This window comes from Shewanella sp. 492 (genome assembly GCF_059338445.1).
The window spans coordinates 3,487,484-3,503,392 of sequence record NZ_CM181702.1; the positions used below are offsets into that span (position 1 = coordinate 3,487,484).

Below are 15,909 nucleotides of genomic sequence, written 5' to 3' on the forward strand. Positions count from 1 at the left end.
CCTCGATCACAGAGTCGCAGATGAATGATTCTGCAATGAGCATCATTCACTTACACTCGCCATAACAGTAGCGAAGCACAGGAATACAATAAATGTCAGAGGGCTCACCCAACAATACCCATTTCGGTTATAAGACGGTAGAAGCAGAGAAAAAAGCGGATTTAGTGGCCGATGTTTTTCACTCAGTTGCAGCCAAATACGACATTATGAATGATGTCATGTCCTTTGGTATTCATCGTCTTTGGAAACGTTTAACCATAGAGAGTGCGGGTGCACGTCCGGGTATGAAAGTGTTGGATCTTGCTGGGGGCACGGGCGATCTTACCGCCAAGTTCTCCCACATTGTGGGTAATAAAGGCCAGGTTATCCTTGCCGATATTAACGAGTCAATGCTCAAGGTCGGCCGTGACAAGCTACGTAATCGTGGCGTGGTGGGTAACGTGAACTATGTGCAGGCCAATGCCGAAGCATTACCGTTTCCTGACAACCATTTTGATATTATTACCATCGCTTTTGGCCTACGTAATGTAACCGATAAAGATGCGGCCATCCGTTCTATGCTGCGGGTATTAAAACCAGGTGGAAAACTATTAGTTCTTGAGTTTTCTAAACCTAAACATGATGTTATGCGTAAGATATATGACCTGTATAGCTTTAAAATTTTACCTAAGATGGGCGATTTTATCACTAAAGATGCGGGTAGCTATGAGTACTTAGCCGAGTCAATCCGTATGCACCCAGATCAAGAAACCCTAAAGGCCATGATGATCGACGCCGGTTTCGAACAGGTTGAATACACCAACATGACCGACGGTATTGTGGCGCTGCACAAAGGCTATAAGTTTTAATCTTTCCCCTTTGGCTTCAGCCGACTAGGTAACGCATGAAACGTGATATTGTATTGCTGCTTAGCGCGGCAATTGAAACCGCACTACAGCAAACCGTTAAACAGTCCCCGCAAGCGTATGCCAAACAGCATACGCTGCATGGCAAGGTGCTGTGCATACAGTTGACCCAACTGAGCTGGCCCATTTACCTACTATTTGCCAAAGAGATCCAAGTCTTTAGTCAATATGATGGTGAGATCACCACTCAGGTTGAAGTTGACATCACCACCCTGTATCGCCTCACCGAAGGGGCCAATCTCACCGAGTTGATTAAACAAGATAAGCTCAAACTCGAAGGCGATCTCAATCTATTGCAGAGCTTTAGCCACTTTATGCAACAAGTGGAGTTTGATTTTGCTGAGCCCCTATCAAAATGGATTGGCGATGCGCCCACCCATATGCTGCAACAAGGCGCCAAACAACTCAAACAAGGGTTAGCGGAGGTATTTAATAAGAGCCGCGACCATGTCGGTCAACTCGTTGTCGAAGAGTATCGCCTCAGTCCACACAAAATCGAATTTATCCATTTTAGTGATAGAATCGATGAACTTAAAGACGATACAGACGCCTTAAGTCAAAGGATCGAACGAATCATAACCAGGACTCACAAGACAAAATGACAGTCAAAAGCATTCGGCGCGCATACCAAGTCATTAACATTGCACTCAATTACGGCCTAGATGAGCTTATCCCATCAAAGCTAAAGCCTTGGTATTTTAGACTGCTGCGCGGCAGCTTTTTCTGGTTACGCAACAAACATAAAGACAAGGTCGGTGGTGAACGCCTTAAATTGGCCATGCAAGAGCTGGGACCGGTTTACATTAAGTTTGGCCAGATGCTGTCAACTCGACGCGATCTGCTTAGCGACGAGTGGGCCGAAGAGCTGGCGATGCTGCAAGATCGCGTGCCGCCGTTTGACTCAGCTATCGCTAAAGCCCAAATAGAGACAGAACTGGGCGTTCCCATTGACACCTACTTTGACGATTTTGACGATGTGCCTTTGGCATCGGCGTCGATTTCTCAGGTACACACCGCCAAATTAAAATCCAGCGGCGCCGAAGTGGTACTCAAGGTACTCAGGCCCAATGTGGAAACGCAAGTGCATGCGGATCTTCAATTAATGAGCCAGTGCGCTCAGTTTTTAGAAGCCCTGTTAGGCCAAGGTAATCGCTTACGGCCGGCCGAAGTAGTAGAGGATTATCGCACCACAATTGAAGGCGAATTAAATCTAAAACTTGAAGCACTTAACGCCATAAAGCTACGCAATAACTTTCTCAATTCTGGTTCACTGTATGTGCCCTTTATGTATGAAGAGTTTTGCTTTACCCGCTTAATCGTGATGGAACGCATCTATGGTATTCCGGTATCAGACAAGGCCGCATTAGAAGCCCAAGGCACCAACCTTAAGTTACTGGCCGAACGCGGCGTTGAGCTGTTTTTTACCCAAGTGTTTCGCGATAACTTTTTCCACGCCGATATGCATCCTGGCAATATATTTATCAGCACAGAGCACCCGGAAGATCCTTTCTATATCGGGCTTGACTGCGGCATCATGGGCACCCTGACCGAGCAAGATAAACGTTATTTAGCCGAGAACTTTCTCGCCTTCTTTAACCGCGATTACACCCGGATTGCCCAACTCTATATCGAATCAGGCTGGGTATCAGCCGACACAGATATCGTCGCCTTTGAGCAAGCGATTAAAGTGGTGTGTGAGCCGATGTTTAATAAGCCACTGGATGAGATCTCCTTTGGCCATGTGCTGCTGGAGCTATTTAGAACCGCCCGTCGCTTCGACATGGTGGTACAGCCACAACTAGTACTGCTTGAAAAAACTTTACTGTATATTGAAGGGCTTGGGCGCCAACTCTATCCGCAATTGGATTTATGGAAAACCGCTAAGCCGTTTCTTGAAGGCTGGATGGCCGAGCAGATTGGTCCCATTGGCATGGCGAAAAAAATCAAGAAAGAGTTCCCCTACTGGGCTGATAAATTACCTGAGCTGCCTGAGCTGATTTACGACAACCTAAAAATGGGTAAAAACTTCGTTAACAGCCAAAATTTACTGCTAGAACGCTATTTAAAACAGCAGCAAAAAGTCCATAAAAGTAACTACCTTTTAGTGACATCGGCAATTTTAGTGATCTGCGGCACTATTTTGTTTGCACAAAACGCTACACTATGGGCCTCTTATGGGTCTGTCGGGATCGGTGCCATACTATGGTTATTCGGATGGCGATCTAGACCAAAGAATCGCAAATTTTAGCTAGCACTAAATAACCAAAGGTTCATAATAGAACCCGTCTTACAAAAGCGTTAAATTAAAGAGGAAAGTTACATGGGTGGCATTAGTATTTGGCAACTCCTTATCATTGCTTTAATCGTAGTTTTGCTGTTCGGCACTAAGAAATTACGCTCACTAGGTGGTGACTTAGGTGGCGCAGTGAAAGGCTTCAAGAACGCCATGTCTTCTGAAGAAGAAAAGAAAGCACTCGAAGACAAAGCAACTGCAGAAAAAACCGCTCAGGCTGACGAAAAAAAGACTGAGTCCAAGGACAAAGAACAGGCGTAATTCCTTATGTTCGACGGTATCGGCTTTATGGAGTTACTGTTGATCGGTATTTTGGGGCTAGTGGTTCTTGGCCCTGAAAGACTCCCGGTTGCAGTACGTTCAATTAGTGGCTGGATCCGTGCCATGAAACGCATGGCCAATTCAGTAAAAGATGAGCTTGAGCAAGAGCTTAAAATAGAGCAATTGCATTCAGACTTGAAAAAGGCTGAAAGCCAAGGGCTAAAAAATCTTTCGCCTGAATTACAGGATTCAATCGATCAATTAAAAGAAGCAGCCCAATCTGTTAATCGTCCTTATAAGGTAGAAGAGACACCGAGCAGCACCGACAGTGCTAACAGTGACTCAACCCCGAAGACGACAGGTACAGCCAAAGGCAGCACTTCAACAGATAAATCTGACGGGTAGTCCATGTCGCAACAGCAGCCGTTAATTAGCCACTTGCTTGAGTTACGTAACAAGTTACTTAAAGCCATTGGTAGTGTGCTTTTTGTGTTTATTTGCCTAGTCTACTGGGCAAACGATATTTATCATTATATGGCAACCCCGCTGATGGATGTGCTACCAGACACCAGTAGCATGATCGCAACAGATGTGGCCGCGCCCTTCTTCGCCCCTTTTAAACTAACTTTAGTGTTGGCATTCTTTATCGCCATTCCCTATGTGCTATTTCAGATCTGGTCATTTATTGCCCCAGGCTTGTACAAGCACGAAAAACGGCTAATGGTGCCGCTGCTCACCAGCAGTACATTATTGTTTTATTTAGGCATAGCATTTACCTATTACGTTGTATTCCCAGTGGTATTTGGTTTCTTTACCAGCGTTGCCCCTGAGGGTGTACAAGTCGCTACCGATATCAGTAGCTATCTGAGTTTTGTACTTAAGCTATTTTTTGCCTTTGGTTTAGCATTTGAAATTCCTATTGCGGTGATCTTACTCTGTTGGGCTGGGGTGACCACACCAGAAGAGCTCAAAACCAAACGTCCCTACATTGTGGTGGGTGCCTTTATCATAGGTATGTTACTGACACCACCCGACATTATTTCGCAAACCATGTTAGCGATTCCGATGTTAATATTGTTTGAAGGGGGATTGCTTGCGGCCCGTTTCTACAGTAAAAAGGACACTGAAGAAGACGATGAGCAAACACAAACGGATTAATCTAGCCATAGCCCTTAGTTAATGGCTTACACGAACAGCTATCCAATTCGGGTAGCTGTTCGTTTTTGAGAGACTCGTTTACTTAACACCAATAATAAAAAGGAGTTTTTCATGACCTCTTGCTTTACTAAAGGTTTACGCTGGATAACGCTTTCAAGCCTACTGCTTTCTCTTCACGCCGTTGCCGGTATCGAACAACAGCTCGCTCAATGCGCTGTCAAAACCGATAAACTTGAGCGACTCATGTGTTATGACGCTCTTGCTGCAACAGCGATGAATCGCAATGCACAACAAGTCATCACGGATGTAAGCGCAGCCACTCTCCCTATTGTAGCGCCAGCCCCTCTGGTTGCTTCGTCTACCACGGAATCGGCACAAGCTAAAGAGTCAGCCCAAGAAAACTTTGGTAAAATCGTCAAACAAAAGCAGATAGATGCCATGTGGCTTACGGTCACACAGGTCGATAAAGACCCCTATGGCGCCTTGAGACTGAGCTTCGAAAATGGCCAACAATGGAAGCAGATCGACAGCAGGCGCTTTCGAGTATCTAGCGGCGATAAAGTACAAATTGAACGCGCGGCACTGGGATCCTTTTTGCTTGGCAAAGAGGGCAGCAATACCACTATTAGGGTTAAACGTATTAACTAATGCCAAGTCATATAGATATCGCTGTTAACTTAGTTGGCAGTGCATTAAAAAATGATATCGATAACGTGATACACGCAGCGGCCGCCCAAGGGGTGTCGCCGCTCATTGTCATTGGCAGTAGTCTAGATGAAAGCCAGCAAGCCATTGATTGCGCGCAGTGCTACCCTGAGGCGCTATTTGCTACGGCTGGGGTGCATCCACACCATGCTAGCGAGTGGGACGCTAACAGCTCTGCTCGCTTAGGCCAGCTTGCGCAACATCCGGCCGTCGTGGCCATCGGTGAGTGTGGTTTAGACTATAATCGCGATTTCTCGCCGCGCCCAATGCAACGCAGCGCCTTTGCCCAGCAATTGGCGATGGCAGTTGATCTCAATATGCCAGTATTAATGCATGAACGCGATGCCCACCAAGATTTTGTCACCATCCTTAAAGAGTATCGTCCTCAGCTCAAAGGCGCCTTATTGCACTGCTTTACGGGTGATAGGCACAGCCTAGAACGCTATATTGAACTCGACCTGCATCTTGGTATCACGGGTTGGGTTTGTGATGAACGACGCGGCGCAGAGTTGGCCTCCTTGGTTGGCGATATTCCAGCAGATCGTATCATGGTCGAAACCGACAGCCCTTACCTGCTGCCACGCAGTATGCGCCCCAAACCTAAGTCGAGTAAAAATAAGCCGCAGTATCTGCCCTATATTAGTCAATATATTGCTCAACTTAGAGGCCAAACCGCCAATGAGTTCGCGGCCCAAGCCTACGCTAATAGTTGTGCATTTTTTGCTTTACAGGCGAACTATGAAGCATTTTAGTTCGTTGTTCATCATCTTCATTTTATCCAGCCTCTCAAGTAGCAGCTTCGCCCACCAACTGCTGCCCGTCGAGAATGACGATGTCATCGACCTATCGCCATGCATCTATTACATGCAAGAGGACAATCACACTAAAATCGATGACATCAAAGAGCTAAACTCAACATCCTGGGGGAGAAGAGCTCCACTTTTAAATCAGGCACTCACCAACAAACCTTTTTGGATTAAGTTCAGTTTATACAATGCCACAGGTGAAAAAATCCAGCGTTACTTAACCCTAGGTAATCCGCATTTAGATAAGATTCGTCTGTATCATCAGCCTCACGGCGAGCAGATGCTCCTACTAGAAATGGGTGATGCTTACCCCTTTTCTTTACGCCCTATGGTGCATAACCAGTTTATTTATCCGTTTGATTTGCTCCCCAACCAAGTGCATACCTTTTACCTACGCATCGAGACTCAAGGCAGCGCGAGTATCCCGCTCGCTCTTAAATCCCCCAACGGCATGATCAGAACCACCGAAAGCCAGTCCTTGTATCAGGGGTTACAGCTTGGCGCCTTGCTTGCCATTGGCCTGCTTAGCCTATTTATTGCCGTTATATCACGCTCGCCCAGTTACAGCCTCTATGCGGGTTATGTATTGACAGCGACACTCCTGGTTGCAACGCTGCATGGTCTGCCTGCACGTTATATGTGGCCCGACTGGCCAACGATACAAGAGGAGCTCATCCCGCTACTAATCCCTATCGGCCTGACCTTTATTTTGCTTTTTTCAGAAAGAGTGCTGCAACTGAAAAACAATAATTTATTAATGCTAAAGCTATGTCGCTACAGTGCCACTGGCGCAGTGCTACTGACGTTACTGGTGCCCTTTATCAGTTACCCGTTCGCCTTAACACTGGATATTATCGCTGTGCTTACCATAAGCCTGTTACTAATGGTGATAGCCGTTAAGCTCAGTCTGCAAGGCCATAAATTGGCCAAGCTCTACACCTTTGCGTGGTCGGGCACCTTAATCGGATCATTCGTTACTGCCATGATGTATTTAGGATTGGTGAATCTGCCTGTCTTGCCGCAAACGCCAATGATGATAGGGCTTAACTTTGAAATCCTCTTTATGACCGCGATCCTAGCGCTGCGCTACAATGATGAGCGAAAGACTAAGCTCAAAATACAACAACAAGCATTACAACAATCCAAGCGCATTCGCCAAGCTAGGGAAGAAGCCATTCAAATGGAGGCTAATAGCCATGAAAAACTCGAGCAGATGGTACAAGAGCGCACCTTAGAGCTGGAAATTGCCCTACGCGAGCTTAATGAAGCTAATCAAAAGTTGACCGAGCAAAACACCGTCGACAGCCTCACTGGGGTGAAGAATCGCGCCGCATTTGAAAAGCGTTTACAAGCTGAGGGGCGCCTGAGTCGTCGCCAGCAAACGCCGCTCACCATCTTAATGATCGATATCGACCGCTTTAAAGCCATTAACGACACTTATGGCCACCTTGCTGGCGACCAAGCGCTGAAGCAAATAGCCCAAGCGTTAAAGCAAAAATTAAGGCGTCCAAGTGATCTGGTATCACGTTTTGGCGGTGAAGAGTTTGCTATGATACTGCCCAACACCTCTATTGAAGGCGCCGAAAAAGTCGCTGAATCAATAAGAGAAACCGTATTTCAACTGCCACTGAGTTGGGGGCCCAATGCAATTCCGCTGACCATTAGTATTGGTGTTTATGCCGAGGTGATTGTCGATGACCAACAGATCAACACCTTGGTCGAACGAGCCGATAAGGCGCTTTACCATGCTAAAAATAGCGGCCGTAATCGCGTCTGTGTCTATACGGTAGATATCGAACAGTAGAAAATACTTAGCTTTATCGGTGACGACTTGGCACAATCGCCAACTCAAATCCTACAATTCATTTAAGTCTGTAACCCTAAATTAGGAGTCGAATGTGAACATCATTACCAGTGCTTTTCCTCAGCGCAGAATGCGCCGCATGCGTAAACATGATTTTAGTCGCCGTTTAATGGCCGAAAACCAACTTTCGGTTAACGACTTAATCTACCCAATGTTCGTACTCGAGGGCAATAACCGCACCGAAAAAGTAGAATCCATGCCAGGTGTTGAGCGCTACTCCATTGATTTGCTACTTAAAGAAGCTGAAGAACTGGTTAAGCTAGGCATTCCACTTGTGGCGCTGTTCCCTGTGACACCCGCTGAGAAAAAAACCTTAATGGCGGAAGAAGCCTATAACGCCGATGCGCTAGCCCAACGCGCCGTACGTGCACTAAAAGAAGCGTTTCCACAATTGGGTGTGATGACCGACGTTGCCCTCGACCCATTTACCACCCACGGACAAGACGGCATCATAGATGATGAAGGTTATATTCTTAACGATATCACCACCGAGATCTTAGTTAAGCAGGCACTTTCACATGCCGAAGCTGGTGCAGATATCGTTGCGCCATCGGATATGATGGATGGCCGCATTGGCGCTATCCGTAAGGCACTTGAAGAAGCCGGTCACGTTAATACCCAAATCATGGCCTACTCGGCTAAATACTCATCAAACTACTATGGCCCATTCCGTGACGCCGTTGGCTCGGCAGGCAACCTAAAGGGTGGCAACAAACACAGCTACCAGATGGATCCCGCTAACAGTGATGAAGCGCTTCATGAAGTCGCCCTCGATATTCAAGAAGGTGCCGATATGGTGATGGTTAAACCTGGCATGCCATACCTTGATATCGTCACTCGCGTTAAGCGTGAGCTCGCAGTGCCGACCTTCGCTTACCAAGTGAGTGGTGAATATGCCATGCATATGGCAGCCATTGAAAATGGTTGGTTAGCCGAAAAAGCCATCGTGATGGAATCACTACTTTGCTTTAAACGCGCAGGCGCCGATGGCATTTTAACTTATTTCGCTAAACGTGCCGCTCAGTGGCTAAAAGAAGGCGATAACAGCTGATAAGCTCAGTGTCGATAATGTAAAAAGCCAGTTGCTTATACCAACTGGCTTTTTTGTGCCTGCTCGAATTCAGATTATTTTAGTGGATTGATCTATGGCGGGAAATATCGGCTGCAGTGTTAATTGCTCGCCACAGTCAGCCGAGCCTCATCATGTAACTGCTCGACTTTCAAGATGCAGGGTGCCCTGAGAGTGTAATCTTGCTGACGGTACTTGTATGGGGTATCAAACCAATGAATATAGAGACGCACATTACTGTGGGTGTTGAGGCGATTATGGCTATATAAGCCACGATAGCAACGAGTGCTAGGTAGATGGCCTGAGTGATACAGTTTGATGGTACGTTTATCGAGATGAATTTCGCGGTAATCTATTTCATGTTTCGCCAAATATGGAAAATGATACTCGCCGTAATTTAGCTCTCCATTGACCACTTCAATTTGCTGCCCTTGCAGCAAAAGCTGTTGTAACGCCATCGCATCTGAGCGGCTAAAATAGCATAGTGTGATCAAGCCACTGCTAAGAGATAGCACCACAACCCAAGACCCCACTCCGCGGCGTTTAAATAAAGAGATCCCCAACCAAAACAGCACTAGCCCTACAGCCGAAAGGAGCAACGCTAGCTCATAGGTTTGCCACTGCCCCACCTCAAATGCAACGTCGGTGTTAAGCATGAAAATCTCCTGCATAACCTCATCGTCACTATCACATCCAACAACAATTTATACTCATGTGTAGCTGATGATTTCAACAAATATCTCTTCACCTAAGCTTAGACCACCCCGTTGCGACTGCCGCTGCACATGCTATTTTTTTTCTGCGAACCACTCTTAAAATGAATCATTACACGCATAACTACTTCTTATACCAATCAAATACCGCCCCATAAAAAAAAGCCATTACAGGTATCCCTATAATGACTCATTCAGTTATGTCGGCGGTCGTCAGCACCATGTATTTAAATCAAATAATCGACACCCAATGCCATAAACAGGCTTAACCCAGCCCAATTGTTATTTAAAAAGGCTTTAAAACAGGGGGCGCGCTCGCGACCATAAATTAACTTTTGCTGGTACAGACTAAAGCCAACAAAGGTGATGATGCCTAAGCCAAAAACCAAACCACGCTGGGCACTTAAGCCCGCCATAATAAAACAACCAAGGGCGGCTAATTGAAATAAACCAATCATCTGACGATCGAAACGGCCAAATAAAATCGCCGTCGATTTAATACCGACTTTCAAATCATCATCACGATCGACCATGGCATACATGGTGTCGTAGGCAACGGTCCAACACCAATTGGCCGCAAATAACCACCAGGCTTCTGCTGGCACCTCGCCGGTTTGCGCCGCATAGGCCATGGGAATTGACCAACTCCACACAATACCAAGGAACATCTGCGGCATGTTGGTAAAGCGCTTGGTAAAGGGGTAGATGATGGTCAAAATAATCCCTACCACCGACAGTTGCACCACTAATGGATTAAGCATCAGCACTAGCCCAAACGCCAACAAGCCTGATGCCACAAATAGCCACAGCGCTTCTTTTACCGACACCTCACCACTGACTAAAGGTCGTGATTTAGTGCGCTCGACATAAGAGTCGACATGACGATCAGCATAATCATTGATGATGCAGCCACACGCACGCATCACTACCACGCCAATAATAAAAATAATCAGTACTTTAGTATCTGGCATACCACCAGCCGCCAGTACAAGGGCCATTAAACAAGGCCATAGCAGCAACAAGGTACCGATGGGCCGATCCATGCGTGCAAGACGCAAATAGGCGTTAATTTTATCCCGTAAGTTCATCTGATGAGGCTCCCTTAAACACCGCTTGGCCTGTGATCTGAGGTCAATATGGCTGACATTATGACTGACATACGACCACTTTCAAGCCATTTGTACCACCCATGGCTATACCTTTTCTAAGCGAGCAAAGGCAATTTTAAGCCGTTTACGGCCGACATCGTCAAAGTTCACTTCAATAACCGCTTGCTCGCCGTTGCCCTCAAGATCAATAACCTTTCCTTCACCAAACTTAAAATGCACCACCCGTTGACCAATACTAAAACCAGATTCATGGCCAGCAACGGCTCTTACAGGGCGGTTGCGACTCTCGCTAATGGCATTATTAATCCGGTTACTAAACCGATTAGTCGGCGCAGTTACCTGTGCCTTTAAGCGAATTTCTTGCACATATTCACTGGGGATCTCTTTGATAAACCGTGATGGTCTGGCAAAGTTTTCTCGGCCATAGATGCGCCGCGATTCGGCATAGGTAATATAGAGCTGCTTCATGGCGCGGGTCATGCCCACATAACAGAGGCGGCGCTCTTCATCGAGCCTGTCACCCTCATCCATCGCCATTTGGCTAGGGAAAATCCCCTCTTCAACGCCCGCCATAAACACCAGTGGAAACTCAAGCCCTTTGGCCGAATGCAGCGTCATTAATTGCACCGCATCGGTAAAGGCATCGGCTTGGCCTTCGCCCGCTTCGAGCGCCGCATGGGACAAGAAGGCGTTGAGTTCGCCCATATCTTCCAGATCTTCTGGCATCACAAAGGTGCGCGCCGCAGTTACCAACTCATCCAAGTTTTCCACTCGAGCGCGGGCCTTCTCACCCTTTTCGGCTTCATACATGGCTTTGAGGCCAGACGCTTGGATCACATGATCAGTCATACGGTGCAAAGATTGCGACTCGGTATCTTGTTGCAAGTTAACGATAAGATCCATAAAGCCACGCACCGCATTCGCCGCTCGGCCACTGAGCAACTTTTCGTCGAGCACCGACAAGCAGGTCTGCCATAGGGTTAACTCTTGCTGGCGCGCCGTTGAGCGTAAAATATCCAGAGTGCGCCCGCCAATGCCACGAGTGGGCGTGTTAATGACACGTTCAAAAGCGGCATCATCATTTTTGTTACTGATGAGGCGCAGATACCCCATGGCATCTTTAATCTCTTGGCGTTCGAAGAAGCGCAAACCGCCATAAATACGGTAAGCCATGCCTTTATGCAGCAAGGCTTCCTCAAGCACCCGTGATTGGGCGTTAGAGCGATAAAGGATCGCGCAATCGCTTAAATTGCCGCCCATATCTTGCCAGTCCATGATACGGCCCACAATAAAACGCGCCTCATCCATTTCGTTAAAGGCGCAGTAAAGCCCAATTTGCTCACCGGCTTTATCTTCGGTCCACAGCTTTTTACCGAGTCTATCGGGGTTGTTGGCGATCAGCTCGTTCGAGGCGTTCAAAATATTGGCGCTGGAGCGGTAGTTCTGCTCTAGGCGTATGGTTTTCGCGTCGGGAAAATCGTCTAAGAACTTATGCAGATTTTCGACCTGCGCGCCGCGCCAGCCATAAATGGACTGATCATCATCACCAACAATCATCACATTGGCGCTGTTACCCGCCAGCACGCGGATCCACGCATATTGGATAGCGTTGGTATCTTGGAATTCGTCCACAAGAATATTTTTAAAACGCGCTTGATAGTGCTCTAAAATATGCGGTTTATTGAGCCACAGCTCATGAGCTCGCAGCAAGATCTCGGCAAAATCCACCAGCCCAGCGCGGTCGCAAGACTCTTGGTATACCTGATAGATCTTCAGCAGATTTTGCTCGATAGGAAAACCTGTGGTATCGATATGCTTAGGGCGTAAACCTTGATCTTTTTTACCATTGATATAGCCCTGGGCTTGACGCGGAGGGTACTGTTTTTCATCAAGGTTAAGGCTTTTCAAAATACGTTTAATCAAGCGCAACTGATCGTCAGAATCAAGAATTTGGAAGCTTTGAGGCAAGTTAGCGTCTTGATAATGGGTGCGCAGCAAACGATGCGCTAGGCCGTGGAAGGTGCCTATCCACATGCGGCCCATATTACTGCCACTCACCTTCTCTACCCGCTCACGCATCTCGGCGGCGGCTTTGTTGGTAAAGGTGACCGCAAGAATAGAATAGGGGCTCTGCTGCTCATGATGCATCAACCAAGCGATGCGGTGGGTCAATACGCGTGTTTTACCACTGCCCGCGCCCGCTAACACCAACATGCTAGATTGTGGTGCGCTAACGGCTTCGCGCTGCTTATCGTTTAAGCCGTCAAGTAAAGAAGATACGTCCATTCTTGCCTCCAAAAAATCAAGCAGGCAGTATAACAGGAGCCAGCGCCTAGGTCATACGCTGCGTGGCTTTTAACGCACCCTAGTGTGGACATAAAAAAACCGGCGCAATGGCACCGGTTTTGCCGTTCAATGGGCTACTTAATCTTTACTCTCTTCCAACCCCATGCTGTCCATCCAATGCTCAAAGTCCATCATATTGCCCGGCAGCACTATCTTGCTAGCATTCTGGCTTAAACCATCAAACTGCTGCAGATACTGAGCACCAAGCTGCATACGCACCACGTTTTTCCCCCCGGGCGCTGAGATCACCTGGGCGATACGCTCAATCGACTCGGCAGTTGCCTTGGCGATGGCTAAGATCTCTTCTGCTTTACCCTCGGCTTCATTTATGCGGCGCTGCATTTCACCTTCTGAATGGTTAATGGTTTCCGCTTTAATCCCCTCAGAGCGATTAATTTTACTCTGTTTATCACCTTCACTTTTTGCCAACAGGGCACGGCGCTCACGCTCGGCGTTGACCTGCATCTCCATGGCATTCTTCACGGTTTCTGGCGGGGTAATATTTTTGATCTCATAGCGGTGCACCCGAATTCCCCATGTAGCGCCCGCTTGATCTAACACCTCGACCACTTTAGCGCTAATCACATCACGCTCTTCAAAAGTGCGGTCTAAATCTAAGGTACCTATCACTGAACGCGTGGTGGTTTGCGCAAGCTGAATGGCGGCGTAGCGATAATCTGTCACCCCATAACTGGCCTTTACCGGATCGATTACCGAGATATAGATAACCCCATCGACTTCCACATTGACTTCATCGCTAGAGAAACACTCTTGCGGCGGTACATCTATGGTCTCCTCCTTAAGATCATGGACATACGCCACCTTATCGACAAAGGGCACTAAGGCATGAAAGCCGGCATCCAGCGTCGAGTGATACTTACCTAAGCGTTCAACCACACATGCCGACTTTGTCGGCACCAAGCGAATAGATTGAAATAACTTGATCACGAAAATCGCAAAAATTAATCCCCAAATCCCCATGACAATTAAGTCTGTATCGATACCTGCAATCATGAGCGTTCTCCTTTTGCTTGCCCAACTGCTTGGGTCACTTGCTCCATCCCTTCGAAGAAACCTTCCAGTTTCGCCAGCTCGGCGGGCACCACTGAGATATCGGCTTTATTAAGTATTTTGCCAACCTGCACAATAAATTGCTCTTTAAGCTGCATATTCATCGCTTCGTTGCCTCCCTCTAACGCAAGGGCTTGAGACACCTGGGTCATGGCCTCGGCTTTGGCTCTGGCAATAATGGCGATCTCTTGCGCCGTGCCTTGGGCTTCATTGATGCGTTTCTGTTTTTGACCTTCAGAAATATTAATCGCTTCTTGACGCTCACCTTGAGACAGATTAATCATCGCGGCTTTTTCGGCATTGGCTAAGGTTATCTCGGCGCGCTTACGGCGCTCGGCTTCCATCTGTTTTTCGAGGGTGTGGATCACTTTAAAGGAGGGGGTGATATTTTTAATTTCATAACGCAGCACCTTGATCCCCCAAGGATCGGACGCCTTATCTATCTCTCGCACGATTGATTCATTGAGGCTGTCACGCTCAGAAAAAGTCTGACTTAAACTTAACTTACCGATCTCTGAACGCATGGTGGTCTGGGCTAAGTTAACTGCGGCGCGGCGATAATCTTCGATGCCATAACTGGCCAGTTTCCCGTCCATCACCTTGAGATACACCAGCCCATCGACTTCTAGCTGGGTATTATCTTTTGAAATACAGCTTTGCGGTGGTACATCGAGCACTTGTTCGCGGGTGTCATGCTTGTATGCGACTCGATCGAAGAAAGGAATTAGAAAATGAAAGCCGGGTTGCAACACCACCCTAAATTTGCCCAAACGTTCAATCACATTGACTTCACGCATCGGCACGATCAACAGTAATTTGTATAAAATAAAAAAAACAAATAACACCACTAAGGTAAATACAAACATAGATTCCATCCTTTTACATAGCGTATCGCTATTATTCTGATATTGGTTCAACTACCAAGGCGATATTATCACGACATATCACTCTCACTTTTGCGCCGACAGGGATCTCGCTACCATCGCCTAGCGCTGGCCATTCACTCCCCTGAAATACAACTCTCCCGCGGTTCTGTGCCGGGCCAATCACCGTTTTAACTACCGCGGTTTGATTATATAAATCCATCTCCTCATCGGTATTATCAATATGTGAATCACCGCCGACCAACTTTTGTGTGACGTGGCGAAAGCCTAACAGCAACACCATGGAGGCAATAAACCACAAGGTCAGCGCTTGCACTAGCCCTTCTACCCAGCCAATGGCTAACGCTCCGGCCACCACTACACAGGCTGCCCCCAGTAAAATAACAATGCCACCGGGCAATACAATCTCAGCTAACATCAGCACTATGCCAATCATTAGCCATACCATTATCGGATTTGACAACACCATATTTCCCCCTGAAATAAGCGCATTAAATATTGACTATAACAGCTCTTATCACCGCGCGCGACATATTATGTCACGCATCCGGTCTGTAAATCGTGGCCTTAACCACAGAGTCCATAATTATTAGCCTTGCGCATTGTTTAGTGTTTTGGCCGCATCGATAAATCATTTATACTTGCCGCCGCTGTGGGGTTGTGACCATTTAACCTAACCACCACAACTCAAATAATATAACGACTGTTTTAAATTACGTCCGAAT

General features: G+C 47.1%; 16 protein-coding genes. 10 read left to right on the plus strand and 6 right to left on the minus strand.

All coding sequences use genetic code 11. The annotated features are described in order from the left end of the window. The first annotated feature begins 92 nt into the window (after window positions 1-92). The 10 genes from ubiE to hemB all read left to right on the plus strand — a co-directional run bounded on the left by ubiE (window position 93) and on the right by hemB (window position 9,043). A complete protein-coding gene (gene ubiE, locus AC5YBX_RS15355) occupies window positions 93-848 on the plus strand; it encodes a bifunctional demethylmenaquinone methyltransferase/2-methoxy-6-polyprenyl-1,4-benzoquinol methylase UbiE (RefSeq protein ID WP_494523984.1) in 756 nt (251 codons plus the stop codon). A gap of 35 nt (window positions 849-883) precedes the next feature. Continuing rightward, window positions 884-1,507 (plus strand): ubiquinone biosynthesis accessory factor UbiJ, encoded by a 624-nt coding sequence (locus AC5YBX_RS15360; RefSeq protein ID WP_494520791.1) that lies wholly within the window; start codon window positions 884-886, stop codon window positions 1,505-1,507. Further along, window positions 1,504-3,153: a ubiquinone biosynthesis regulatory protein kinase UbiB gene (gene ubiB / locus AC5YBX_RS15365; RefSeq protein ID WP_494520790.1), complete on the plus strand. Its 1,650-nt coding sequence runs from the start codon at window positions 1,504-1,506 to the stop codon at window positions 3,151-3,153. Before AC5YBX_RS15360 ends, ubiB begins: the two co-directional genes overlap by 4 nt. Before the next feature lie 72 nt (window positions 3,154-3,225). Further along, window positions 3,226-3,459, plus strand: a complete 234-nt coding sequence (tatA, locus tag AC5YBX_RS15370) for a Sec-independent protein translocase subunit TatA (RefSeq protein ID WP_494520789.1) — start codon at window positions 3,226-3,228, stop codon at window positions 3,457-3,459. Window positions 3,460-3,465: 6 nt separating this feature from the next. Beyond that, on the plus strand, window positions 3,466-3,864 hold the full coding sequence (gene tatB / locus AC5YBX_RS15375) for a Sec-independent protein translocase protein TatB (RefSeq protein ID WP_494520788.1): 399 nt from the start codon (window positions 3,466-3,468) through the stop codon (window positions 3,862-3,864). Window positions 3,865-3,867: 3 nt separating this feature from the next. Beyond that, window positions 3,868-4,617, plus strand: a complete 750-nt coding sequence (gene tatC / locus AC5YBX_RS15380; RefSeq protein WP_494520787.1) for a twin-arginine translocase subunit TatC — start codon at window positions 3,868-3,870, stop codon at window positions 4,615-4,617. A 111-nt stretch (window positions 4,618-4,728) separates the two neighbouring features. Next, window positions 4,729-5,265: a hypothetical protein gene (locus tag AC5YBX_RS15385; protein ID WP_494523985.1), complete on the plus strand. Its 537-nt coding sequence runs from the start codon at window positions 4,729-4,731 to the stop codon at window positions 5,263-5,265. Then, window positions 5,265-6,074 (plus strand): TatD family hydrolase, encoded by an 810-nt coding sequence (locus AC5YBX_RS15390; RefSeq protein WP_494523986.1) that lies wholly within the window; start codon window positions 5,265-5,267, stop codon window positions 6,072-6,074. The genes AC5YBX_RS15385 and AC5YBX_RS15390 overlap by 1 nt, the downstream gene beginning before the upstream one ends. After that, window positions 6,061-7,932 carry a sensor domain-containing diguanylate cyclase gene (locus tag AC5YBX_RS15395; protein ID WP_494523987.1) on the plus strand — a complete coding sequence of 624 codons (1,872 nt, stop codon included), beginning with the start codon at window positions 6,061-6,063 and terminating at the stop codon, window positions 7,930-7,932. Before AC5YBX_RS15390 ends, AC5YBX_RS15395 begins: the two co-directional genes overlap by 14 nt. A 94-nt stretch (window positions 7,933-8,026) precedes the next feature. Further along, entirely contained in the window at window positions 8,027-9,043 is a 1,017-nt protein-coding gene (gene hemB, locus AC5YBX_RS15400) for a porphobilinogen synthase (protein WP_494520783.1), read from the plus strand. Between the two features lie 119 nt (window positions 9,044-9,162). Here the strand turns inward: hemB and AC5YBX_RS15405 are convergent, their stop codons facing one another. The 6 genes from AC5YBX_RS15405 to AC5YBX_RS15430 all read right to left on the minus strand — a co-directional run bounded on the left by AC5YBX_RS15405 (window position 9,163) and on the right by AC5YBX_RS15430 (window position 15,653). Beyond that, the gene (locus tag AC5YBX_RS15405) at window positions 9,163-9,717 is read right to left on the minus strand and encodes a hypothetical protein (RefSeq protein WP_494523988.1); all 555 of its coding nucleotides are present in this window, start codon (window positions 9,715-9,717) and stop codon (window positions 9,163-9,165) included. A gap of 284 nt (window positions 9,718-10,001) precedes the next feature. Beyond that, window positions 10,002-10,862 carry a 4-hydroxybenzoate octaprenyltransferase gene (ubiA, locus tag AC5YBX_RS15410; RefSeq protein WP_494520781.1) on the minus strand — a complete coding sequence of 287 codons (861 nt, stop codon included), beginning with the start codon at window positions 10,860-10,862 and terminating at the stop codon, window positions 10,002-10,004. A 105-nt stretch (window positions 10,863-10,967) separates the two neighbouring features. Further along, window positions 10,968-13,169 carry a DNA helicase II gene (gene uvrD, locus AC5YBX_RS15415; protein WP_494520780.1) on the minus strand — a complete coding sequence of 734 codons (2,202 nt, stop codon included), beginning with the start codon at window positions 13,167-13,169 and terminating at the stop codon, window positions 10,968-10,970. A gap of 138 nt (window positions 13,170-13,307) precedes the next feature. Then, window positions 13,308-14,243 (minus strand): SPFH domain-containing protein, encoded by a 936-nt coding sequence (locus AC5YBX_RS15420; RefSeq protein ID WP_110457041.1) that lies wholly within the window; start codon window positions 14,241-14,243, stop codon window positions 13,308-13,310. Then, window positions 14,240-15,166: an SPFH domain-containing protein gene (locus tag AC5YBX_RS15425; RefSeq protein ID WP_110457040.1), complete on the minus strand. Its 927-nt coding sequence runs from the start codon at window positions 15,164-15,166 to the stop codon at window positions 14,240-14,242. Before AC5YBX_RS15425 ends, AC5YBX_RS15420 begins: the two co-directional genes overlap by 4 nt. A 31-nt stretch (window positions 15,167-15,197) precedes the next feature. Then, window positions 15,198-15,653: an NfeD family protein gene (locus AC5YBX_RS15430; protein WP_494520779.1), complete on the minus strand. Its 456-nt coding sequence runs from the start codon at window positions 15,651-15,653 to the stop codon at window positions 15,198-15,200. Window positions 15,654-15,909: the final 256 nt, after the last annotated feature.

Coding starts and splice junctions, on each gene's coding strand:
- ubiE (WP_494523984.1), top strand. CDS start 93: ATGTCAGAGGGCTCACCCAACAATACCCATTTCGGTTATAAGACGGTA.
- AC5YBX_RS15360 (WP_494520791.1), top strand. CDS start 884: ATGAAACGTGATATTGTATTGCTGCTTAGCGCGGCAATTGAAACCGCA.
- ubiB (WP_494520790.1), top strand. CDS start 1,504: ATGACAGTCAAAAGCATTCGGCGCGCATACCAAGTCATTAACATTGCA.
- tatA (WP_494520789.1), top strand. CDS start 3,226: ATGGGTGGCATTAGTATTTGGCAACTCCTTATCATTGCTTTAATCGTA.
- tatB (WP_494520788.1), top strand. CDS start 3,466: ATGTTCGACGGTATCGGCTTTATGGAGTTACTGTTGATCGGTATTTTG.
- tatC (WP_494520787.1), top strand. CDS start 3,868: ATGTCGCAACAGCAGCCGTTAATTAGCCACTTGCTTGAGTTACGTAAC.
- AC5YBX_RS15385 (WP_494523985.1), top strand. CDS start 4,729: ATGACCTCTTGCTTTACTAAAGGTTTACGCTGGATAACGCTTTCAAGC.
- AC5YBX_RS15390 (WP_494523986.1), top strand. CDS start 5,265: ATGCCAAGTCATATAGATATCGCTGTTAACTTAGTTGGCAGTGCATTA.
- AC5YBX_RS15395 (WP_494523987.1), top strand. CDS start 6,061: ATGAAGCATTTTAGTTCGTTGTTCATCATCTTCATTTTATCCAGCCTC.
- AC5YBX_RS15405 (WP_494523988.1), bottom strand. CDS start 9,717: ATGCTTAACACCGACGTTGCATTTGAGGTGGGGCAGTGGCAAACCTAT.
- ubiA (WP_494520781.1), bottom strand. CDS start 10,862: ATGAACTTACGGGATAAAATTAACGCCTATTTGCGTCTTGCACGCATG.
- uvrD (WP_494520780.1), bottom strand. CDS start 13,169: ATGGACGTATCTTCTTTACTTGACGGCTTAAACGATAAGCAGCGCGAA.
- AC5YBX_RS15420 (WP_110457041.1), bottom strand. CDS start 14,243: ATGATTGCAGGTATCGATACAGACTTAATTGTCATGGGGATTTGGGGA.
- AC5YBX_RS15425 (WP_110457040.1), bottom strand. CDS start 15,166: ATGTTTGTATTTACCTTAGTGGTGTTATTTGTTTTTTTTATTTTATAC.
- AC5YBX_RS15430 (WP_494520779.1), bottom strand. CDS start 15,653: ATGGTGTTGTCAAATCCGATAATGGTATGGCTAATGATTGGCATAGTG.